14 protein-coding genes are annotated in these 23049 nt (G+C 73.1%); 9 read left to right on the top strand and 5 right to left on the bottom strand.

Features of this window, described 5'->3' with window-relative positions:
* The first annotated feature begins 36 nt into the window (after positions 1-36).
* The 3 genes from AC02VZ_RS13725 to AC02VZ_RS13715 all read left to right on the top strand — a co-directional run bounded on the left by AC02VZ_RS13725 (position 37) and on the right by AC02VZ_RS13715 (position 4040).
* Positions 37-924: a FadR/GntR family transcriptional regulator gene (locus AC02VZ_RS13725; RefSeq protein WP_432054624.1), complete on the top strand. Its 888-nt coding sequence runs from the start codon at positions 37-39 to the stop codon at positions 922-924.
* A 595-nt stretch (positions 925-1519) separates the two neighbouring features.
* The gene (locus tag AC02VZ_RS13720; RefSeq protein WP_432054625.1) at positions 1520-3052 is read left to right on the top strand and encodes an RNA polymerase sigma factor; all 1533 of its coding nucleotides are present in this window, start codon (positions 1520-1522) and stop codon (positions 3050-3052) included.
* Between the two features lie 157 nt (positions 3053-3209).
* Entirely contained in the window at positions 3210-4040 is an 831-nt protein-coding gene (locus AC02VZ_RS13715; protein ID WP_476475440.1) for a S1 family peptidase, read from the top strand.
* A gap of 1176 nt (positions 4041-5216) precedes the next feature.
* On the opposite strand, the gene AC02VZ_RS13710 is transcribed toward AC02VZ_RS13715, so the two are convergent.
* Positions 5217-5447 (bottom strand): DUF7455 domain-containing protein, encoded by a 231-nt coding sequence (locus AC02VZ_RS13710; RefSeq protein ID WP_164336075.1) that lies wholly within the window; start codon positions 5445-5447, stop codon positions 5217-5219.
* A gap of 439 nt (positions 5448-5886) precedes the next feature.
* On the opposite strand from AC02VZ_RS13710, the gene AC02VZ_RS13705 reads away from it, so the two are divergent.
* The 3 genes from AC02VZ_RS13705 (at position 5887) to AC02VZ_RS13695 (ending at position 10855) form a co-directional block, all read left to right on the top strand.
* Positions 5887-8010: a DNA gyrase/topoisomerase IV subunit B gene (locus AC02VZ_RS13705; RefSeq protein WP_432054627.1), complete on the top strand. Its 2124-nt coding sequence runs from the start codon at positions 5887-5889 to the stop codon at positions 8008-8010.
* 704 nt (positions 8011-8714) lie between these two features.
* Positions 8715-9263 (top strand): DUF485 domain-containing protein, encoded by a 549-nt coding sequence (locus AC02VZ_RS13700; protein WP_476475439.1) that lies wholly within the window; start codon positions 8715-8717, stop codon positions 9261-9263.
* Positions 9260-10855, top strand: coding sequence for a solute symporter family protein (locus tag AC02VZ_RS13695; protein ID WP_432054629.1), 1596 nt, complete (start codon positions 9260-9262; stop codon positions 10853-10855). Before AC02VZ_RS13700 ends, AC02VZ_RS13695 begins: the two co-directional genes overlap by 4 nt.
* A 469-nt stretch (positions 10856-11324) precedes the next feature.
* Here the strand turns inward: AC02VZ_RS13695 and AC02VZ_RS13690 are convergent, their stop codons facing one another.
* The 3 genes from AC02VZ_RS13690 to AC02VZ_RS13680 form a co-directional block, all read right to left on the bottom strand.
* Positions 11325-12005: a response regulator gene (locus tag AC02VZ_RS13690; protein ID WP_476475451.1), complete on the bottom strand. Its 681-nt coding sequence runs from the start codon at positions 12003-12005 to the stop codon at positions 11325-11327.
* Entirely contained in the window at positions 12005-13696 is a 1692-nt protein-coding gene (locus AC02VZ_RS13685; protein WP_476475438.1) for a sensor histidine kinase, read from the bottom strand. Before AC02VZ_RS13685 ends, AC02VZ_RS13690 begins: the two co-directional genes overlap by 1 nt.
* Before the next feature lie 453 nt (positions 13697-14149).
* Positions 14150-15088: a sucrase ferredoxin gene (locus AC02VZ_RS13680; RefSeq protein ID WP_476475437.1), complete on the bottom strand. Its 939-nt coding sequence runs from the start codon at positions 15086-15088 to the stop codon at positions 14150-14152.
* A gap of 279 nt (positions 15089-15367) precedes the next feature.
* Here AC02VZ_RS13680 and AC02VZ_RS13675 point away from each other — a divergent pair, with 279 nt between their 5' ends.
* Positions 15368-16699, top strand: a complete 1332-nt coding sequence (locus AC02VZ_RS13675) for a CobW family GTP-binding protein (protein ID WP_476475436.1) — start codon at positions 15368-15370, stop codon at positions 16697-16699.
* Positions 16700-17165: 466 nt separating this feature from the next.
* Here AC02VZ_RS13675 and AC02VZ_RS13670 read toward each other — a convergent pair whose 3' ends face one another.
* Entirely contained in the window at positions 17166-19622 is a 2457-nt protein-coding gene (locus AC02VZ_RS13670) for a DNA gyrase/topoisomerase IV subunit A (protein WP_432054633.1), read from the bottom strand.
* Positions 19623-20290: 668 nt separating this feature from the next.
* On the opposite strand from AC02VZ_RS13670, the gene AC02VZ_RS13665 reads away from it, so the two are divergent.
* Both AC02VZ_RS13665 and AC02VZ_RS13660 read left to right on the top strand, forming a co-directional pair.
* Positions 20291-21664 carry a M16 family metallopeptidase gene (locus AC02VZ_RS13665; protein WP_432054703.1) on the top strand — a complete coding sequence of 458 codons (1374 nt, stop codon included), beginning with the start codon at positions 20291-20293 and terminating at the stop codon, positions 21662-21664.
* A complete protein-coding gene (locus tag AC02VZ_RS13660) occupies positions 21661-23049 on the top strand; it encodes a M16 family metallopeptidase (RefSeq protein WP_432054634.1) in 1389 nt (462 codons plus the stop codon). Before AC02VZ_RS13665 ends, AC02VZ_RS13660 begins: the two co-directional genes overlap by 4 nt.

Below are 23049 nucleotides of genomic sequence, written 5' to 3'. Positions count from 1 at the left end.
CTCAAGGGAGTTGGGCCCCGCGCCGACAAAAGATGCGTGAGTACCCTTGCGCACACCATGATGACCACCGCCCGCACCGCCGACGCCGGCCTCGCGAACCCGGGCGAACTCGACCGCTACCCCTTCGCGGAGGCACCCGTCGCCGACCGTGTCGGGCCCCCCGTCTGGGACGGAGCGGACCCGGAGCTGGCCCGCGTCGGCCGTCGCGCCGCGGGCAGCCGCGGGCGCGGATTGCACGGACAACTCGTCCAGCAGCTGGGACAGATGATCGTCTCCGGGGACCTGGGCGCCGACCGGCCGCTCGTTCCCGAGGAGATCGGCCAGCGTTTCGAGGTGTCCCGTACCGTCGTCCGCGAGTCGCTCCGGGTGCTGGAGGCCAAGGGTCTCGTCAGTGCCCGCCCCAACGTCGGCACGCGGGTGCGTCCGGTCAGCGACTGGAACCTGCTCGACCCGGACATCATCGAGTGGCGGGCCTTCGGACCCCAGCGGGACGACCAGCGCCGAGAGCTCAGTGAGCTGCGCTGGACGATCGAGCCGCTGGCCGCCCGCCTGGCCGCCGGGCACGGACGGGACGACGTCCAGCAGCGCCTGACCGACATGGTGGAGATCATGGGGCACGCCATGGGCCAGGGCGACGCCCTCACGTTCGCCCGGGCCGATGCCGAGTTCCATTCCCTGCTCATCCAGGTCGCCGGGAACCGCATGCTGGAGCACCTGTCCGGCATCGTGACCGCCGCGCTGCAGGTCTCGGGAGGCCCGGTCACGGGCTGTGAGCGGCCGACGGAGGCGTCGCTGGGGCACCACGGCCGGATCGCCGACGCCCTCGCCGGCGGCGACGGTGCCGCGGCCGAGGCGGCCATGCGCCAGCTGCTCACGGTCCACCCCGAGGTGGAACGTGTGGTGCCCGCGCCCCGCGAACACTGACCGCAGTGAACGGACGGCGGGACCCGGCGCGCCACCCCCCTCCTGTGGCGGCACCGGGCCGCCCGTCCTCCGTCGGCGCCCGCGCGGCCGTGCTCGGTCCCGCGGGCGCCCGCGAGCTCCCCGGAACACCCTCCGGCCCCGCACGGTCCGCCGAGCGCCGCCCCGGGCGCCGAGCCGTGCCGCCCGCCCGCACCTCCCGGAGGGCTCGCGGACTTCTCGCGGGCGCCCCGGCCGTCCCGTGCCCCGTCCCGGGTGCCGTCAACGAGGCCCGGAGGTTCGCTGGAGCCCATTACGGGGCAGCCGATGACCGGGTGGGGCAGCGCTGCCTCCGCTTCTGACCACTCATGTCGCTGTATGGCAGCTTTTGCATGTTTATGGGGTGTGACTCGGGCCACGCGGAATGGGCGTAACGCTCCTGAGCAGAACGCGATGACCTAATTGGTGGCAGCCACGGAGGGAATACGGACGCCGATGACGGCGCTGTGCTCTCCCGGTCCCCACCCGCACCGTCGGCCCAATCCCCAAGTCGGCGGTCGGCTCCTGTTCGACGTGGACGGGGCCGGAAGCCGTTTTCCAACGTTCCGAGAGGTTGTTCGTGTCGGCCAGCACATCCCGTACGCTCCCGCCGGAGATCGCCGAGTCCGTCTCTGTCATGGCGCTCATTGAGCGGGGAAAGGCTGAGGGGCAGATCGCCGGCGACGACGTGCGTCGGGCCTTCGAAGCTGACCAGATTCCGGCCACTCAGTGGAAGAACGTACTGCGCAGCCTCAACCAGATCCTCGAGGAAGAGGGTGTGACGCTGATGGTCAGTGCCGCAGAGCCCAAGCGCACCCGCAAGAGCGTCGCAGCGAAGAGCCCCGCCAAGCGGACCGCCACCAAGACGGTCGCCGCCAAGTCGACGACTCCTCGGAAGGCCACCGCCACCGCCGCCACCCCGGCGGCGCCCGCCGCGGACGAGGCCGGCGAGGAGGAGGTGCCCGCCAAGAAGACCGCGGCCAAGAAGACCGCCGCGAAGAAGACGGCCGCGAAGAAGACCACGGCCAAGAAGACCGCCGCGAAGAAGACGGCGGCCAAGAAGACCGCCGCCGAGCCGGGCGACGAGGAAGCGATCGAGGAGCCCAAGGCCGCGGAGGAGCCCGAGGGCACCGAGAACGCCGGCTTCGTGCTCTCCGACGAGGACGAGGACGACGCGCCCGCCCAGCAGGTCGCCGCCGCCGGTGCCACCGCCGACCCGGTCAAGGACTACCTGAAGCAGATCGGCAAGGTCCCGCTGCTCAACGCCGAGCAGGAGGTCGAACTCGCCAAGCGCATCGAGGCGGGCCTGTTCGCCGAGGACAAGCTGGCCAACTCCGACAAGCTGGCGCCGAAGCTCAAGCGCGAGCTGGAGATCATCGCCGAGGACGGCCGCCGCGCCAAGAACCACCTCCTGGAGGCCAACCTCCGTCTGGTGGTCTCCCTGGCCAAGCGCTACACCGGCCGCGGCATGCTGTTTCTGGACCTGATCCAGGAGGGCAACCTCGGTCTGATCCGCGCCGTGGAGAAGTTCGACTACACCAAGGGCTACAAGTTCTCCACGTACGCCACCTGGTGGATCCGGCAGGCGATCACCCGCGCCATGGCCGACCAGGCCCGCACCATCCGTATCCCGGTGCACATGGTCGAGGTCATCAACAAGCTGGCGCGCGTCCAGCGCCAGATGCTCCAGGACCTGGGCCGCGAGCCCACCCCGGAGGAGCTGGCCAAGGAACTCGACATGACCCCCGAGAAGGTCATCGAGGTCCAGAAGTACGGTCGCGAGCCCATCTCCCTGCACACCCCGCTGGGCGAGGACGGCGACAGCGAGTTCGGTGACCTCATCGAGGACTCCGAGGCCGTCGTCCCGGCCGACGCCGTCAGCTTCACGCTCCTGCAGGAGCAGCTGCACTCCGTGCTCGACACCCTGTCCGAGCGCGAGGCGGGCGTCGTCTCCATGCGCTTCGGTCTCACCGACGGTCAGCCGAAGACCCTCGACGAGATCGGCAAGGTGTACGGGGTCACGCGCGAGCGCATCCGTCAGATCGAGTCCAAGACCATGTCGAAGCTGCGTCACCCGTCGCGCTCCCAGGTGCTGCGCGACTACCTCGACTAGGCCACGGCCGACTCGGACGCACGACCACACGACGGCCCGGCCCCCTTGCACGGTTGCACCGCGCGGGGGCCGGGCCGTCGCGCTGTCCGAGGGTGCGGGCCTGCGCACGGTGGATCACCCTGGGTGTCCAACGATCACCCCAGTGTGAGGAGTGCGCATGCGTCGTCGCCTTGCCCGGGCCCTGTCCCGGCCACTGGTCGTCGCGGCTGCGGCAGCCGCGATACCGCTGACCACGGCCGCCACCCCTGCCGCAGCCGACAGCATCGTCGTCGGCGGCTTCCCCGTCGACGTGTCGGAAGGGCCCTGGACGGTCGCGCTGTCCAGCCGTGACCGGTTCGGGGGTACCCGGGCGGGACAGTTCTGCGGGGGAGTGGCCGTGGGGAGGACCACCGTGTTGACCGCGGCGCACTGCATGGACGAGAACGTGCTCGGAGCGTCACCGGACCGGGTGCGCGACCTCAGGGTCATCACCGGACGCACGGACCTGCTCTCCGAGGAGGGCCAGGAGATCGCCGTCCGGTCCACCTGGGTGAACCCGGGCTACGACGCCGGCACCAACTCGGGCGACTTCGCCGTGCTCAGCCTGGCCGAGGCGCTTCCGGAGGACTCCGTGATCGGCATGGCCGCGGCCGGGGACCCCGCCTACCGGGCGGACACACGCGCCACCGTCTACGGCTGGGGCGACACCACGGGCGGTGGCTCCTACGCCGGGAGCCTGCACGCGGCACGGGTCCGCGTCCTGCCCGACCAACTGTGCCGTGCCGCGTATCCGGGCAGTGCCGACGGCGCCTACCGGGCCGACACCATGCTGTGCGCCGGTGAGGTCGCGGGCGGGCGGGACGCCTGCCAGGGGGACAGCGGGGGGCCGCTGGTGGCCGAGGGGCGGCTGATCGGCCTGGTGTCCTGGGGAAGCGGCTGCGGCTGGGCGGGTAGCCCGGGGGTGTACACGCGGGTGTCCGAGGTCCTGCGGACACTCGGCTGGGGCTGAACCTCCGCCGCGACGGACGAGCCTCCCCGCCGCAGTGGACGGGCCTCTCCCCGTCGCGGTCACGGAGGGTGTCCTGCTCGATCCGTGTGGCCCGGCTCCATCCGGGTGGTGACTTCCGCGCTTCGCGTGGTCCGGGGCCATCCGGGTGGAGGGTTCCGGGCGTCGTGCGGACTGGGGCCACCCGGGTGACGAGCTCCGAGATCGGCGCGATCCGGGTCCGTCCGGGTGGCGAGCTCAGAGCGACGAGCCGGGACGGATCGCCGTGGACGGCGGCAGCCCTGCGCGGTGTCTGACGGAACCGGGTACGGCCTCGGCGGCCCGGCCCGGCCCGCTGTGCGGCGGGGGCCTTCCGCCCGGGTCCAGGTCGCGGCCAGGGACGTGACCGCGGACCGCGGACCGCGGAGGGTGTGCGGGAGTCGCGGGTGTGAGGAAGCAGGGGGCGCAAGGGCGGTACCGGGTGAGGACGGCACCGCGTGAGGTCTTCGAAGGGCGCTCCGGGGGCGACTGGCGCCCCGGCAGGGTCGCAGGGGCCCGGCGGCCCGCGTCGCGCATCGCGTTCGGGTCGCCGGGGTGAGGGGACGGTGGGCGAGGGGGTGCGTGGGGCCGCCCCGTCGCGCAGACGGTGGGTGGGGGGTGAGGGGCCGGTGCCGGGGGCGCGGGCCCGGTCGGATGCCAGTGCGGAAGGCGCGGGTCCGGTCGCGTCTCCGAGCGCGGGGGACCGGTGGCCGGCGTCTGCGCCACTCGGGCGCCGGAGGCATCCCGTGGCGCCCGTCGCCGGTGAGGGTCGCCCGGGGCCGCCGCTTCCCGCCGGAGGACGCCCCGCCCGTGGGGCGGGGCCGTGGAGTCGGTGAGGGGTGCGTCAGGGGGACCGGGAATCGGCGGGGGCGCCGTCGGGATCGCCGCGTACGGCGCCGGGCGCCTCCGGTCGGTCACGGTCACGGCGCAGGAATCGGGGCGCTGGCGAGGGGCACGGTGCCCCGGGCGGTGGCTGTCGGTCGGCCGTACCGGCCCGAAGGGCGTGACCCACGGATGCGCGGGATGGGGGGTAAGGAGGTGCTGGTGGGGGACTGGTCAGAGCAGCGCACGCGCGCCGATGAGCCGGGCGGCCACCTCCGGTGGGGAGGTGGCCGCCCGTGGGCCGGCCTGTGCCGGTCTGGCTCGTCGTGTGCGCGAGTGTCAGCGCTCTTCGGCGGAAGCGGTCGCCGACGGGGACGTCAGACGCTCGGTCTCGTCCTGTATCTCAGCGGCGATCTTCTTGAGTTCCGGCTCGAACTTGCGGCCGTGGTGGGCGCAGAAGAGCAGTTCTCCGCCGCTGAGCAGGACGACGCGCAGGTATGCCTGGGCGCCACAGCGGTCGCAGCGATCGGCGGCCGTCAGCGGGCTCGCGGGGGTCAGAACAGTAGTCACGTCGCCTCTTCTCTAGCTCGACGAGCTGTCGTACCAGGGTCAACATCCAACCAACCCAAAACGTTCCCGCTCGGGGCTTCTTCTCGAAAAATCTTTCCGAGTGGTCGGTTGTTGCCGGTTGGCGGCGAATGTGCCGTATTGCGTGTCTGATGTGTCGTACGGATTCGCGTCGTCTTCGGGTGGTCGGCCCTCCCGGCTGGGTTGCCGGTTGTTCATGAGGACGTGCCCGGAGCCTAAATGGTTCATGCCTCCAAGGGAACGTGATGTGTGCTTCACCCCATCGAGGGATCGAACAGGCATGCGACCCTGGACTAGGGTGTCCGGGGACGAGGGTGGCGTGACAACGGCTCTATCAGGCCTCGGTACCCTCTCACCGGTGACTGAAGCGCCGCCCTTACCCATCAGGGCCCCATCTGAAATTCAGCGAGGAGCGAACCGCGTGACCGCCGAGACGTCCGTGCCGTCCACAGCTCTGCTGGCAGGAGCAGACCGCGACGGTGGCAATTACACCGCTCGGCATCTGCTCGTCCTCGAGGGGCTCGAGGCCGTGCGCAAACGCCCGGGCATGTACATCGGATCGACCGACAGCCGCGGTCTGATGCACTGCCTGTGGGAGATCATCGACAATTCCGTGGACGAGGCCCTCGGCGGCCACTGCGATCACATCGAGGTGGTCCTCCATGACGACGGGTCGGTGGAGGTCCGGGACAACGGCCGCGGCATCCCCGTCGACGTCGAGCCCAAGACCGGTCTGTCCGGCGTGGAGGTCGTGCTGACCAAGCTGCACGCCGGCGGCAAGTTCGGAGGCGGCTCCTACGCCGCCTCCGGCGGTCTGCACGGCGTCGGCGCCTCCGTCGTCAACGCGCTGTCCGCCCGCCTGGACGTGGAGGTCGACCGCGCGGGGCACACGCACGCGATCAGCTTCCGGCGCGGTGTCCCCGGCGCGTTCTCGGGAGCGGGGCCGGAGGCGAAGTTCGAGGCCGGCAGCGGCCTGCGCAAGGCCAAGAAGATCCCCAAGAGCCGCAGCGGCACGCGGGTGCGCTACTGGGCCGACCGGCAGATCTTCCTGAAGGACGCCAAGCTCTCCCTGGAGACGCTGCACCAGCGGGCCCGGCAGACGGCGTTCCTGGTGCCCGGCCTGACCATCGTGGTCCGGGACGAGTACGGCCTCGGTGACGGCGGGAGCAAGGGGGAGGAGTCCTTCCGCTTCGACGGTGGCATCAGCGAGTTCTGCGAGTTCCTGGCCGCCGACCGGCCCGTGTGCGACACGCTCCGCTTCAGTGGCCAGGGCACCTTCAAGGAGACGGTCCCCGTCCTGGACGACCGCGGCCAGATGACACCCACCGAGGTCACCCGGGAGCTGGGCGTCGACGTCGCGCTGCGCTGGGGCACCGGGTACGACACGACGGTGCGCTCCTTCGTCAACATCATCGCCACCCCCAAGGGCGGCACCCATGTCGCCGGCTTCGAGCAGGCCGTGGCCAAGACGATGAACGAGGTGCTGCGCGCCAAGAAGCTGCTGCGCGTCGCCGAGGACGACATCGTCAAGGACGACGCCCTGGAGGGCCTGACCGCGGTGGTCACCGTGCGGCTGGCCGAGCCGCAGTTCGAGGGCCAGACCAAGGAGGTCCTCGGCACCTCGGCCGCCCGCAGGATCGTGAACAACGTGGTCTCCAAGGAGCTCAAGGCGTTCCTGACCTCCACCAAGCGCGACGCGGCCCAGCAGGCCCGCGCGGTCATGGAGAAGGCGGTGGCCGCGGCCCGGACGCGGATCGCCGCCCGCCAGCACAAGGACGCCCAGCGGCGCAAGACGGCTCTGGAGACCTCCACGCTGCCCGCCAAGCTGGCCGACTGCCGCAGCGACGACGTCGAGCGCAGCGAGCTGTTCATCGTGGAGGGCGACTCGGCGCTCGGTACGGCGAAGCTGGCCCGGAACTCCGAGTTCCAGGCACTGCTGCCGATCCGCGGCAAGATCCTCAACGTCCAGAAGTCGTCCGTGACCGACATGCTCAAGAACGCCGAGTGCGGGGCGATCATCCAGGTCATAGGGGCCGGGTCGGGGCGGACCTTCGACATCGACACCGCCCGCTACGGCAAGATCATCATGATGACCGACGCCGATGTGGACGGCTCCCACATCCGCACCCTGCTCCTGACGCTGTTCCACCGCTACATGCGGCCCATGGTCGAGGCGGGCCGGGTGTTCGCCGCGGTGCCGCCGCTGCACCGGATCGAACTGGTCCAGCCCAAGAAGGGCCAGGACAAGTACGTCTACACGTACTCCGACCGGGAGCTGCGCGACAAGCTCATGGAGTTCCAGAGCAAGGGCGTCCGGTACAAGGACTCGATCCAGCGCTACAAGGGCCTCGGTGAGATGGACGCCGACCAGCTGGCCGAGACCACCATGGACCCCCGTCACCGCACCCTGCGCCGGATCAACCTCACCGACCTGGAGGCCGCCGAGCAGGTCTTCGACCTGCTCATGGGCAACGACGTCGCCCCGCGCAAGGAGTTCATCTCCAGCTCGGCGGCGACGCTCGACCGCTCCCGCATCGACGCGTAGCGCGCGGGCCCCGGCACCGCCTGCGAAGGCCCTGGCCGCCGTCGGATCCCTCGCGGGCAGTCCCGTGCGGGGATCCGACGGCAGCCAGGGCCGTGTGCTGCGGGCTCCCTGAGGGGCCGCAGCAGCCAGGAGGAGGCCCGGCTCCGGCTGAGCGGACGGCCTCTGCCCTCTCGCCGGCGGTCCGGCTCCATGCGCCCGGAACCCGGTGCGGTGCGGCACGCGCCGAGGCCCGAAGCGGGCGTCCTGGCGGCTCACGTCAGGCGTGGGTCAGGGGGTCGGTTCCACCGTCCCCGACCGGCTCAGAGAGGGAGGCCCCACTCCGGATCGTCGCCGGGAGGCCCCACTCCCGGCTCGGGGTCGGGGGGTCCCCGTGCGGCTCGGGCCGGGACGTCCCCGATCGGCTCCGGCCGGGAGGCCCCAGGAGGCCCAGGGCTGGTTCCGGTCGGGCGGGCGTTGCCGCCCGGCTCCGGACGACCGTGGCGACCCTCGGCTCAGCCCGCGCAGCGTCCGCGCACCGTCCACGCGCCGTCATGCACCATCGCACCGTCGAGCGCCCCCTGTCGCCGCGTCCGGGCCAGGAGCCCGGTACGGCCCGGCACGAGCCGGGGCGCACCGGTGCCGCGACCTGCGTCAGGGTCACCTGATGGGGTGAAGTGATTCGGGAAGAAGAGTCGGGGATCTTCCCGTTCTGTCCATCCTTGGGCATGCAGCAGAACAACGACCGCCCTCGCGTCGCCGGGGGTGGTCAGCAGAGTGCCGCCGATCCCGCCGACGGGTCCCGCCAGGCCCCCGGGGACGCCGGTGACGTGAGGTACGACGACCCCTGGTACGACGCGCTCGCCTCCGGCTGGGGCGAGTCCGCGCGCCCGCAGGGCGTACCGGCGCCGGTCCCGTCGGCCCGCCGGGAGGCGCCCGGGGACACCGGCGTGGACGTGTACCTCGAGGTGCAGCGCAGCGCGGCCTTCCAGGAGGTGCGCAGCCGGTACCGCCGCTTCGTGATTCCCGGCGCCGCCGCCTTCCTGACCTGGTACGTGGCCTACGTGGTGACCGCCACCGGCGCACCGGAGCTCATGGCGCGCCCGGTGGCCGGGGCCGTGAACGTCGGGATGCTCGCCGGGCTCGGGCAGTTCCTGACCACCTTCCTCCTCACCTGGGCCTACGCCCGGCACGCCCGGCTGCGCCGGGACCGTGCCGCGCTCGACCTCCGCTGGGACACCCAGGAACTGACGCGCGGACGGGGCGGAGCGGCATGACGGGGGATCACCAGACGCTCGCGCTGCTGCTGTTCAGCGCCTTCGTCGCGGTCACGCTGGCCATCACCACCTGGGTGAGCCGCCACCGGCAGGGCTCACCGGAGGAGTTCTACGCCGGCGGCCGGCTCTTCTCACCCATGGAGAATGGTTTTGCCATCGCGGGCGACTACATGTCGGCCGCCTCGTTCCTCGGCATCTCCGGCCTCATCGCCCTCTACGGCTACGACGGCATGCTCTACTCCGTCGGCTTCCTGGTGGCCTGGCTGGTGGTCCTCCTCCTGGTCGCGGAACTGGTGCGCAACTGCGGCCGGTTCACGCTCGCCGACGTCGTCGCCGCCCGGATGCGGGAACGCCCGGTGCGCATCGCGGCGGGAACCTCCTCGGTCGCCGTGTCCGTTCTGTACCTGGTGGCGCAGATGGTCGGCGCGGGCACGCTGGTCGCGCTGCTGCTGGGAGGCACCGGCACCGCCGCGCAGTCGTGGACCGTGGTCGGCGTCGGGGCGCTCATGGTGATCTACGTGTCGTTGGGAGGGATGCGGGCCACCACCTGGATCCAGATCGTCAAGGCGGTCCTGCTGCTCGGCGGCACCATCGTGCTGACCGTCCTCGTGCTGCTGCGCTTCCACGGGGACGTCAACCACCTGCTCGTCACCGCCGCCGAACGCAGCGGCCACGGCGAGGCGTTCCTGGCACCCGGTCTGGCGTACGGCAGCGACCTCACCGCCCGCTTCGACTTCATCAGCCTGGGGCTCGCCCTGGTGCTGGGCACGGCCGGGCTGCCGCACATCCTGTCCCGGTTCTACACCGTGCCCACGGCCCGGGCGGCCCGCCGCTCGGTGGTGTGGTCCATCGGGCTCATCGGCGGCTTCTACCTGATGACGATCGTGCTCGGGTTCGGCGCCGCCGCCCTGGTCGGCACCGACGCCGTGCGCGCCTCCCACGCCTCGGGCAACACCGCCGTCCCGCTGCTCGCGCTCGACCTGGGAGGCGGCGCCGGGTCGACGGGCGGCACCGTGCTGTTCGCGGTCGTCGCCGCCATCGCCTTCGCCACGATCCTCGCCGTGGTCGCCGGCATCACCCTCGCCTCCTCCGCCTCCGTCGCCCACGATCTCTACGCGTCCCTGCGGCGCCGGCGGGGCGGACGGGCGCACAGCGAGGTGGCCGTGGCCCGCGTCGCCGCCGTCGGCATCGGTGTCGTCGCGATCGGTCTCGGTCTGCTGGCCCGGGACCTCAACGTGGCCTTCCTGGTGGGCCTGGCCTTCGCGGTGGCCGCCTCCGCCAACCTCCCGGTGCTGCTCTACTCGTTGTTCTGGCGCGGCTTCACGACCCGCGGCGCCGTCTGGGCCGTCTACGGCGGTCTGGTCCCGGCCGTGGTGCTGGTGCTGCTGTCCCCGGTGGTGTCCGGCAGCCCGGAATCCCTCTTCCCGGGCGTCGACTTCCAGGTCTTCCCGCTGCAGAACCCCGGCCTGTTCTCCATCCCGGCGGGCTTCCTCGCGGGCTGGCTGGGCACGGTCACGTCCGGCGACACCCCGGACGAGGCCAAGCACGCCGAGACCGAGGTGCGGTCCCTCACCGGAGCGGGCGCCGTGTAGACCGGGCCTGCCGGGCAGGCGGGGCCTACTGAGCCACCGGAGTTTGTCGAGCCACCGGGGTCTGCCGTGCGGCTACCGGCGAGCGTTGCCGGTCCCTGTCGGCCCCCTTCGGTCACACGGGGCGCACCGCGCATCTCCCACGCGAACCTGCCGGTTCCGGTCGGGCCGCCGGACCGACCAGGCGGCCGTGTTCCGGCGCGGGCTGCCGAGCCATGCTCCGGGACCGCCTGCGGCTCCGATGCGCGGGCCCGGCACGCGGCCACTCGGGACTGCTCCGGTCACGCGGGACCGCCTTGGCCACGCGTGACCGTTCCGGCGCAGGCGTCCGGATCGGGCGGGGCCGACGTCCGGATCGGTCGGCCTCGCACGGGCGGGCGCACCGTACGGAGACGGACGACGGCGCCCGGCTGCGCGAGCGTGGTCCGGTAGCGCGGCGTCCTCCCCGCCCCGCGGGCCGGGCCGCGTGCTCTCAGGCGCGGGTCGCCCAGGTGTAACGGTGTTCCGGGCGGCCCGCGTCCCCGTACTTCAGGGTCAGCGTGGCCCGCCCGGTGCGCTCCAGCAGCTTCAGGTACCGCTGGGCGGTCTGGCGGCTCACCCCCGTGCGTTCGGCGATCTCCAGGGCGGACAGCGGCCGGTCGGCGTGCATCAGGCACTGCCGCACCAGTTCCGCCGTGGTGGCGGAGTGCCCCTTGGGCAGGCTGGGTTCAGCGGCTGCGGACAGGGCGCCGAACATGCGGTCCACCTCCGCCTGCTCGGCCTCGCCCCCGCCGTCGAGGGTGCGGCGCAGGTCCGCGTACGCCTCCAGTTTCGCCCGCAGTCCGGCGAAGGCGAACGGCTTGACCAGGTACTGGAGCGCGCCGTGCCGCATGGCCGCCTGCACCGTCGACACGTCACGCGCCGCCGTCACCATGATCACGTCGGTCTGACGGCCGCGCCGGCGCATCTCGCGCACGACACCGAGCCCCGTGCCGTCCGGCAGATAGTGGTCCATGAGGACCAGATCCGGCGACGGCTCCGCCTCCAGAGCCGCCAGCGCCTCCGCCGCGCCGTGGGCCAGACCGGCCACGTGGAAGCCGGGCACCTTCTCCACGTAGGCCGCGTTGACCCGGGCCACCCGGACGTCGTCGTCCACGACCAGGACCTCGATCATCACGCTTCCTCCTCGCTCGGGCGGGGGACGGACGCCCCGGTCGGTGCGGCCTCGCTGCCCGGCTCGGTCAGGGCCTCGGGGAGGACGACCGTGAACTCCGCCCCGCCGCCCGGCGCGTCGCCCACGGTCGCACGGCCGCCCTGCCGCTCGGCGAGCGTGCGCACCAGGGAGAGACCGATGCCCCGCTCACGGTGGGCCGGCGGCTCCTTGGTGGACCAGCCCTCGGTGAAGACCGTCCCGCGTTGCTCGGGCGGGACACCGGGGCCCGTGTCGCGCACCACCAGCACGACGGTGCGCCCCTCGGTCCGCACCTCGACCTCCACGCGCCCGTGCGCCGTCCCCGCGACGGCGTCCAGGGCGTTGTCGACCAGGTTGCCGACCACGGTGACGAGGCCGCCCGGGTCGACGAGCCGGTCGGGCAGCCGGGTCCGCTCCGACACGCCCAGCGCGACCCCCCGCTCGGCCGCGACCGCGGCCTTCCCCACCAGCAGCGCGGCCAGCAGCGGGTCTCCGACCCGCTCGGTGACCTGCTCGGCGGTCGCCCGGTGGGCGCCGACGACCTCGGCCACGAACTCGACCGCCTCGTCGTACATCTCCAGCTCCAGCAGTCCCAACAGGGTGTGCATGCGGTTGGCGTGCTCGTGGTCCTGGGCCCGCAGCGCGTCGGTCAGACCGCGGGTGGAGTCGAGTTCCCGGCCGAGCCGGTCCAGTTCCGTGCGGTCGCGCAGGGTGGCGACGGCGCCCCCGTCGTCGGTCGGCACCCGGTTGGCGACCAGCACCCGCTGCCCGCGGACGGTGAGCAGATCGGTCCCGTCGGCCCGCCCGGACAGCACGTCGGCCGTGCGGCCCGGGCCGAGCGCCTCCTCGGGGGAGCGGCCCACCGCCTCGTCCCCGAGGTCGAGCAGGCGCCGCGCCTCGTCGTTCAGGAGCCGGACGCGTCCGCTGCGGTCCAGGGCCACGACGCCCTCCCGGATGCCGTGCAGCATGGCCTCGCGTTCCGCGAGCAGCGCCGCGATGTCGGAGAAGGCCAGGTCCCGGGTCTGACGCTGCACCCGCCGGGAGATGAGCCAGGCCGCGAGCGCCCCGACGGCCAGCGCGCCGCCGGCGTAGGCGAACAGACCGGGAATCGCGTGGATCAGCCGGGCCCGGACGCTGTCGTAGGCGATGCCCACCGACACCGCGCCGACGATCCGGCCGTCGGCGTCCCGCAGCGGCACCTTGCCGCGGGCCGAACGGCCCAGGGTGCCGTCGTCGATCTCCATGACCTCGTGCCCGGCCAGGGCCTCGCCGGGGTCGGTGGAGACATGGCCGCCCACCCGCCGCGGATCGGTGTGCGACCAGCGCACGCCGTCGCGGTCCAGCACGACGACGTACTCGGCGCCGGTGGCCTCGCGGATCCGTTCCGCCTCCCGCTGGACCGGTCCGTCCGGGCTCGGCTCCGTGGACCGCAGGTCGTCGGCGATCCGCCCCTGCTGAGCGGTGGTCTGGGCGATCGCCAGGGCCCGCCGCATCGCCTGGTCGTCCAGCTGCTCGCCGAGCGGCGCGAGGAACAAGCCCGTCGCCAGCACGGCGACACCGGCGGCGATCGCCAGCTGCATGAGCAGGACCTGGGCGAACATCCGCCGGGGCAGACGCAGACGCAGACGCAGACGCAGACGCCGGCGGCGCGCGGGGGCGGCAGCGGAACTCATGCCCCGACCGTACGCGGACCGCCGCGCCGCTCCGCACGGGCGGGGCGTCGTGAGGGAACCCTGGCGGGACGCGGGACAGGTCGCCGCACCGGGCGGAGACACCGGCCGCCGGATCTCGCCGACAGTGGGTGGGGCGAAGGCTCGGTACGCGACCGCCGTCGCCCGGTCTCCGCCGCGCGACTCCGGCGTCCGGCCCGTCCGACGAAGTGCCTGTGTCCCATCTGATCCGCGCGCACCCACGGCACACGATGGCGAACCCGCCGATCCGCGCTCGGGCCGACGATCTGCGCCCCGGCCGGCGGTCGGGTCTCCCGACTCGCGCCCGGGGCCGACGGCCGGGCCTGCGCCCACCGACCTGCACCTCGGCCGGTGGACGATCCTGCTGAGCTGCTGACCCGCAGACCCGCAGACCTGCGCCTTGTGCTCCGCACTGGGGTCCGGCCCGTGCGGCGATCACCTCGCCAGCGCGGTCACCGTCACCTCGCGGACCGCCGTCACGTCCATGCGCGCGGGCGATCCGAGCACGGAGCCGCAGCTCTCGGGCCGTGGCGGCGACGCGGCGCCCTGGACCACCTCGACCCACCAGCGGCGCCCGTCGGTGTGGGCGACGGTGACCTCCCAGCGCGGGGCCGCACCGTCGATCCGTACGATGCTCAGCGCCTCCGCGGCCTCGACGCCCGCCACCGTCCGCACCGCCAGTTCGGCGGCCTGTCCGGGGCGCTCCCAGGCAGAACTCCCCCGGCAGCCCTCCACCACGATCCGGCCCTCCTGGACACCGTGCAGCACCTCCTTGACGGCATGGGCCTCGGCGCGGCCGTAGGCGTAGCAGTACGGGAGGACGAGCACGGTCGGGGAGAAGCGGTGACCGCCCAGGTGCGTCACCTCCCACACGCCGTCGACCCCGGAGGCGGCGAGTTCGGCCGCCAGGGGGCGTCCGAGCAGGGCGCAGCAGCGGTCGCGCTTGCCGTTGGTGCAGACGAGGGCGAGGGGGTCGCCGTCGTGCGGCTGTCCGCCGAGGACCGTGTCGAAGGTGTCGTGCGCGCCGCGGCCCAGCGCGGCGAAATCGAGGCCGAGCAGGTCCCGCGGGTCGGCCGTGGTGGCGGAGTGCAACCACACCCGTCCCGGAACGGTGTGTGCGGCGTACACCCGGCGCGCCGCGCCCGCGGGTCGGTCGGCGTGGCGCCCGGTGCGCCGGATGAGGGCGATGCGCACCCCGGTGCCCCTCGCGGCGGCTTCGAGGGCCCGGCCGAGGGCGGGGTCGAGGTGACTCGAGGTGAGCGCCTTGGCACCCCAGGGGCCGGGCTGCTCCAGCAGCAGCCACGTCCTCGCGGTGGCCGCGGTCCCGGCGAGGGGCTCGTCGAGCTCGCGGGAGGCGGTTGAGCACGTACTCACAGAGGTGAGCCTAACCTGACTTGTGTCGGGGTGCTTCCCGGCCCGCGGGTGGTGTGCTCCGGACGGGGGGCGGGGCCGGTGTGCGGCCCTTCGGGACGCACCCACAGTCCCTCCGCCGCATCCCGGGACCGCGCCCTTCGGGAGCCGTGCGTGAAGGGACTTGGCGCGTACCACGGGTTCGCTCCGGGGTCGTCGGAGGCGCTCGTATCCTGGGCGCCGGTCGAGTCGTCGGACGTTCGCCGGGGTGCACACCGGCGTACCGAGGGGTGGAGAGAGCGCGTGGCGGAGCGGAGCAACGAGCAGCGGATTCCGGTGGTGATCCTGGCCGGGTTCCTGGGTTCGGGTAAGACGACCCTGCTCAACCACCTCCTGCACCACAGCGGCGGCAGCCGGATCGGGGCGATCGTCAACGACTTCGGGGCCATCGAGATCGATGCCATGGCGGTCGCGGGGGCCCTCGGGGACTCGACCGTGTCGCTCGGCAACGGGTGTCTGTGCTGCGCCGTCGACGGCAGCGAACTGGACGCGTACCTGGAACGGCTCGCCCACCCCTCAGCCGGTCTGGACGCCGTCGTCATCGAGGCCAGCGGTCTGGCCGAACCGCAGGAGCTGGTGCGGATGGTGCTCGCCAGCGAACACCCCGGGATCGTGTACGGGGGCCTCGTCGAGGTGGTGGACGCCGCCGAGTTCGACGACACCCGGGCCAGACACCCCGAGATCGACCGGCACCTCGCCCTCGCCGATCTCGTCGTGGTCAACAAGATGGACCGCGCGGTGGATCCCGAGCGCCTCCTCGCCCGGGTCCGGGGCCTCGTCGACGGGGCGGCCGTCGTGCCCGCCACCCGCGCCCGGATCGACCCGGAGTTCCTCTTCGACTGCCGCCCGAGCGAGGAACGGATCGGCCAGCTCTCCTTCGACGACCTGCGGCTCCACGACGACGGAGCCGGGCGGGCCGGTACCGGGCGGGTGGGCGCCGGGCGCTCCGGTGACGGGCACGTCCCCGGGCACGCGCACGGGGACGAGGCCGCCCGTGGCGCGACGGGCACCGGCAGAGGAGCGGAGGACCACGGCGGCCATCTGCACGCCGCCTACGACAGCGTGTCCCACGTCTCCGAGCGGCCCACGGACCCCCGGGCGCTGATGAGGTTCCTTGACAGCCGGCCCGAGGGCCTGTTCCGGATCAAGGGCTACGTCGATTTCGGGCCGTTCGACGTCCACCACCGCTACGCTGTGCACGCCGTCGGGCGGTTCCTGCGCTTCCGGCCGGAGCCCTGGCCGCCGGGGGCGGAGCGGCTCACGCAACTCGTGCTCATCGGGTCCGGCATCGACGCCCCCGCGCTGCGCAAGGAGCTGGAGGCGTGCGCCGCCGAGAGCCAGGAGGCCGACGAACGCGGCATGTGGGGCGTCCTGCGGTACGTGGACGGTGCCGAGGACGACCCGGAGGAGCGCGACCCCGACGGGGTGGAGCCCGACCCCGACGGGGTGGAGCCCGACCCCGACGGGATGGAGCCCGACGAGGTCCGGTCCGACGAACTCGCCTTCGGCGAGGGAGAGTCGGACCGGGCCGAGCCCGGCGGGATGGCGTCCCGGGGGACGCACCCGTCGGTGTGAGGGCGAGGCGCCGACATGCCGAGGTGACCGGCGCACGTGACCGGCGCACGTGGCCGGTGGGGTGTGGGCCCCTCGGCAGCGGCGCCGCCCGACACCGCCGCGTCCCGGACCGCACCCCCCGGAACCGCCCGGCCGTGGCAGGGCCCCACCGCCGTGACGCCGGGCCACCGGGACCAGGTACCCGGCCGCCGTGGCGTCCGGCCACGGGGACCAAGGCCCTCGACCGCCGCGGGGCCACCGGAACCAGGGGCCCGGCCGCCGCAGCCCCCGGCCACAGGACCAGGCCCGGACCGCCGTCGGCCACCGGCACCGGGCACCGACCGCCATGACGTCGCGTCCATCCCCGGACCCCGGCCCGGCCTCGTACTGCGGGGCCCCGGCCCGGGGACCGGCCCCGGGCACAGGACCAGCCCTCCAGGACCGGCTCCCGCCGCCCGGTGTCCCGGGACCGGACCGGTCGCGGTTCCTACACCGGGCCGGCGACCACCGACACCGTCTTGCCCAGGGACACGCCCGAGCCGTCGCGGCGCGGGTCGGGTTCCGGCAGGGCGACGGCGGCGCCGTTCTTCTGCGCTGCACGTGCGGGCGTGGCACCCACCCAGGCGAGGGCCAGGCAGTCCTCGCCCTTGAGGAACCGCTGGCAGCGCACCCCGCCGGTGGCCCGGCCCTTGCGGGGGTACTGGTCGAACGGGGTCAGCTTGGCCGTCGTCTGGACGGAGTCGTCCAGCGTGCCGCGCGATCCGGCGACCGTGAGGACCACCGCGTCCGCCGAGGGGTCGACGGCGGTGAAGTGGATGACCTTCGCGTCCGCCGACAGCTTGATGCCCGTCATGCCGCCCGCGGGACGGCCCTGCGGACGGACCTGGGCCGCCGGGTACCGCAGCAACTGGGCGTCGTCGGTGACGAAGACCAGGTCCTCCTCGCCCGTGCGCAGTTCGACACCGCCGACGATCCGGTCGCCGTCCCGGAGCGAGATGACCTCCAGCTCCTCCTTGTTGGACGGGTAGTCGGGCACCACGCGCTTGACGACGCCCTGTTCGGTGCCGAGCGCCAGACCCGGCGAGGACTCGTCGAGCGAGGTCAGGCAGACCACGTCCTCGTCCGCGTCGAGGGTGACGAACTCGGCGAGGGGCGCCCCGCCCGCCGTGTTGGGCACCTGCAGGTCCTCCGGGAGCTGCGGGAGGTCGACGACGTTCAGCCGGAGCAGGCGGCCCGCCGAGGTGACGACGGCCACCTCACCGCGCGCCGTGGTCCTGACCGCCGAGACGATCACGTCGTGCTTGACCCGCTTGGTGCCCGGCTTCTCGGGGAAGGGCGCGTCGTTCGCGGTCCGGGCGAGCAGGCCCGTCGAGGACAGCAGCACGCGGCACGGGTCGTCCGCGACCTGCAACGGCACGGTGGCGGCCGGCGTACCGGCCGAGTCCAGCAGCGTGGTGCGCCGGTCGTTGCCGAACTTCTTGGCCACCGCGGCCAGTTCGGCGGAGACCAGCTTGCGCAGCTCCGCGTCGGAGTCGAGGATCCGGGTCAGTTCCTCGATCTCCGCGTTCAACCGGTCCTTCTCCGCCTCCAGTTCGATCCGGTCGTACTTGGTGAGGCGGCGCAGGGGCGTGTCGAGGATGTACTGCGTCTGGACGTCGCTGAGGGAGAAGCGCTCCATCAGGCGCTGCTTGGCCTGCGCGGAGTTCTCGCTGGAGCGGATCAGCCGGATGACCTCGTCGATGTCCACGAGGGCGGTGAGCAGGCCCTCCACCAGGTGCAGCCGGTCCCGCCGCTTGCCGCGTCGGAACTCCGAACGCCGCCGCACCACGGTGAAGCGGTGGTCGAGGTAGACCTCCAGGAGCTCCTTCAGGCCCAGCGTGAGCGGCTGGCCGTCCACCAGGGCCACGTTGTTGATCCCGAACGACTCCTCCATGGAGGTCAGCTTGTACAGCTGCTCCAGGACCGCCTCGGGCACGAAGCCGTTCTTGATCTCGATGACCAGGCGCAGTCCGTGCTCACGGTCGGTGAGGTCCTTGACGTCGGCGATGCCCTGGAGCTTCTTCGCGCCGACCAGGTCCTTGATCTTGGCGATCACCTTCTCCGGGCCGACGGAGAAGGGCAGCTCGGTGACCACCAGGCCCTTGCGGCGCGCCGTCACGTTCTCCACGGTGACCGTCGCGCGGATCTTGAACGTGCCGCGGCCCGTCTCGTACGCGTCGCGGATGCCGGACAGGCCCACGATGCGTCCGCCGGTGGGCAGGTCGGGGCCCGGCACGTGCTTCATCAGGGCGTCGAGGTCGGCGTTCGGGTACCGGATGAGGTGCCGGGCCGCGGCGACGACCTCGCGCAGGTTGTGCGGCGGCATGTTGGTGGCCATGCCGACGGCGATCCCCGAGGCGCCGTTGACCAGGAGGTTCGGGAACGCGGCGGGCAGCGCGGCCGGTTCCTGCTCCTGGCCGTCGTAGTTGGGGGCGAAGTCGACGGTGTCCTCGTCGATGGACTCGGTCATCAGCCCGGCCGCCTCGGCCATCCGGCACTCGGTGTACCGCATGGCGGCGGGCGGGTCGTCGTTGCCCAGGGAGCCGAAGTTGCCGTGGCCGTCGACCAGGGGCACCCGCATGGAGAACGGCTGCGCCATGCGCACCAGCGCGTCGTAGATCGACGCGTCACCGTGCGGGTGCAGCTTTCCCATCACCTCGCCGACCACGCGGGCGCACTTCACGTACCCGCGCTCGGGGCGCAGGCCCATCTCGTTCATCTGGTAGACGATGCGGCGGTGCACCGGCTTCAGCCCGTCGCGCGCGTCCGGCAGGGCGCGGGAGTAGATGACCGAGTAGGCGTACTCGAGGAAGGAGCCCTGCATCTCGTCGACGACGTCGATGTCGAGGATCTTCTCCTCGTACGGCTCGTCGGGCGGCGGGGTCTTCGTGCTGCGGCGGGCCATCGCTGCCGGCTCCTTGCTGAGCGTGGGACGGATCTGACGCGGACCATTGTGGACCGGCGCACCGACAACCGGGACCAGACCCGGTCGCGGGACCTGCGGTGCGGGCGGGGTCGTGGCGGCGCGAGCAGAGTACGCGCCCCCGGGCACGAACCGTCGGGCGGGCTCCCGGAATCCGCCCCGGCAGCCCCCGGCAGCCCCGGCAGGGTTCGGCGGCTCCGTCGGCCCCGGCCGCCCCGTCGGCTCCGACTGCCCTGTCCACCTCCGTCCCCCGGCAACCCGCCCGCCTCTGGCAGCCCCGGTCGCTTCCAGCAGCCCGTCCGCCGCCGTCTCCGGGATTCCCCCGGCCCTCGATGCCGTACCGGACCCGCACGGGGCGCACCGACTGGCACGCGACGGCACACGGCGCCGCACGCGCCCCCCGCGCACCCCAGCCACTCCCACACCCCAGCCACTCCCACACCCCAGCCGCCCCCGCACCCCAGCCGCCCCACACCCCCCGGTCCCGTGGGCCGGCCGCGCTCCCGTGGGCCGTCCGGTTCCCGGTTCTCGCTGTGGGCGTAGTCGGCGGCCCCCGGGAACTTCGCCGCTGCTCCGCACGCTTGCATACAGTGACAGGACCGGCAGGAACGGCGGGCTCGACGACCGCCACCGCGATCGAAGGGACGTACATGCCCATGGGTCACACGGCCACAGCCCAGGCAGGCTCCGGCGGCCTGACAGCGACCGAGCACCGCCTGGCCAACGGCCTGCGCGTGGTGCTCTCCGAGGACCACCTGACCCCGGTCGCCGCGGTGTGCCTCTGGTACGACGTCGGCTCGCGCCACGAGGTGGAGGGACGCACCGGCCTGGCCCACCTCTTCGAGCACCTGATGTTCCAGGGCTCCGCCCAGGTCAAGGGCAACGGACACTTCGAGCTGGTCCAGGGCGCGGGCGGCTCGCTCAACGGCACCACCAGCTTCGAGCGCACCAACTACTTCGAGACCATGCCCGCCCACCAGCTGGAGCTCGCGCTCTGGCTGGAGGCGGACCGCATGGGCTCGCTGCTGGCCGCCCTGGACGAGGAGTCCATGGAGAACCAGCGCGATGTCGTCAAGAACGAACGCCGCCAGCGCTACGACAACGTCCCCTACGGCACGGCCTTCGAGCGGCTGACCGCCCTCGCCTATCCGGAGGGCCACCCCTACCACCACACGCCCATCGGTTCGATGGCGGACCTGGACGCGGCGACCCTGGAGGACGCCCGACAGTTCTTCCGCACCTACTACGCGCCGAACAACGCCGTGCTGTCCGTCGTCGGCGACATCGACCCCGAGCAGACGCTCGCCTGGATCGAGAAGTACTTCGGCTCCATCCCGTCCCACGACGGCAAGCCGGAGCCCCGTGACGGCTCCCTGCCGGATGTGATGGGCGGGGAGCTGCGCGAGGTCGTGACGGAGGAGGTGCCCGCGCGTGCGCTGATGGCCGCCTACCGGCTCCCGGAGGACGGCACCCGGGCGTGCGACGCGGCGGACCTGGCGCTCACCGTCCTGGGCGGCGGCGAGTCGTCCCGCCTCTACAACCGGCTGGTGCGCCGCGACCGCACCGCCGTCGCCGCCGGGTTCGGCCTGCTGCGGCTCGCCGGGGCGCCCTCGCTCGGCTGGCTGGACGTGAAGACGTCCGGTGACGTCGAGGTACCGGTGATCGAGGCGGCCGTCGACGAGGAGCTCGCCCGGTTCGCCGAGGAGGGCCCCACGGCCGAGGAGATGGAGCGTGCGCAGGCCCAGTTGGAGCGCGAGTGGCTGGACCGGCTCGGCACGGTCGCGGGCCGCGCGGACGAACTGTGCCGGTACGCCGTCCTCTTCGGCGACCCGCAGCTCGCCCTGACCGCCGTGAGCCGGGTCCTGGAGGTGACGGCCGAGGAGGTGCGGGAGGTCGCCGCGGCCCGCCTGCGCCCCGACAACCGCGCGGTGCTCGTCTACGAACCGCTCACCGCCGGGGACGAGGACCCCGCACAGGCCGCCGCGACCGCCGGCACCGACGAGAACGAGGAGACGGCGAAGTGACCGAGCTCGCCCCGATGGACTTCCACCCGCAGCCGCAGGCGGGCGACGCCAAGCCCTGGGCCTTCCCGGCCCCCGAGCGCGGCGCGCTCGACAACGGCCTGACCGTGCTGCGCTGCCACCGTCCCGGCCAGCAGGTCGTCGCCGTCGAGGTGGTCCTCGACGCGCCGCTGGAGGCGGAGCCGGCCGGTCTCGACGGCGTCGCCACGATCATGGCGCGGGCCTTCTCCGAGGGCACCGACAAGCACTCCGCCGAGGAGTTCGCCGCCGAACTGGAGCGCTGCGGCGCCACCCTGGACGCGCACGCCGACCACCCCGGCGTCCGCCTCAGCCTGGAGGTGCCGGCCTCCCGGCTCACCAAGGGCCTCGGGCTGCTCGCCGACGCCCTGAGGGCGCCCGCCTTCGCCGACAGCGAGGTGGAGCGGCTGGTCCGCAACCGCCTCGACGAGATCCCGCACGAGCTGGCCAACCCCGCGCGCCGGGCGGCCAAGGAGCTCTCCAAGGAGCTGTTCCCCGCCGACGCGCGCATGGCGCGCCCCCGCCAGGGCACCGAGGAGACCGTCGAGGGCATCGACGCGGCGGCCGTGCGCGCCTTCTACGAGCGGCACGTGCGGCCCGCCACGGCCACCGTGGTGGTCGTCGGCGACCTCACCGGCATCGACCTGGACACGCTGCTCGGGGACACCCTCGGCGCGTGGACCGGCTCACCGGGGCAGCCCCGTCCGGTTCCGCCGGTGACCGCCGACGACACCGGCCGGGTCGTGATCGTCGACCGTCCCGGAGCCGTCCAGACCCAGCTGCTCATCGGCCGCGTCGGCGCCGACCGGCACGACCGGGTGTGGCCCGCCCAGGTCCTCGGCACGTACTGCCTCGGCGGCACCCTCACCTCCCGCCTGGACCGCGTCCTGCGCGAGGAGAAGGGCTACACCTACGGCGTCCGCTCCTTCGCCCAGGTCCTGCGCTCCGCGCCGGACGGAACGGGCGCGGCCATGCTCGCCATCAGCGGTTCCGTGGACACCCCCAACACCGGGCCCGCGCTGCAGGACCTGTGGAACGTGCTGCGTACGCTCGCCGCCGACGGCCTGACCGACGCCGAGCGGGACGTCGCGGTGCAGAACCTGGTGGGCGTGGCACCGCTGAAGTACGAGACCGCCGCGGCGGTCGCGAGCACCCTCGCGGACCAGGTGGAGCAGCACCTGCCCGACGACTACCAGGCCGAGCTGTACCGCCAACTGGCCGCCACCGGCACCGTGGAGGCCACCGCGGCGGTCGTCAACGCCTTCCCGGTCGACCGGCTGGTGACCGTCCTCGTCGGCGACGCGGCGCAGATCAAGGCGCCGGTGGAGGCCCTGGGGATCGGTGAAGTGACCGTGGTGTCGGCCGAGTAG

Source organism: Streptomyces sp. 3-6, assembly GCF_056323165.1.
This window is presented reverse-complemented; position numbering and strand designations above follow the sequence as displayed.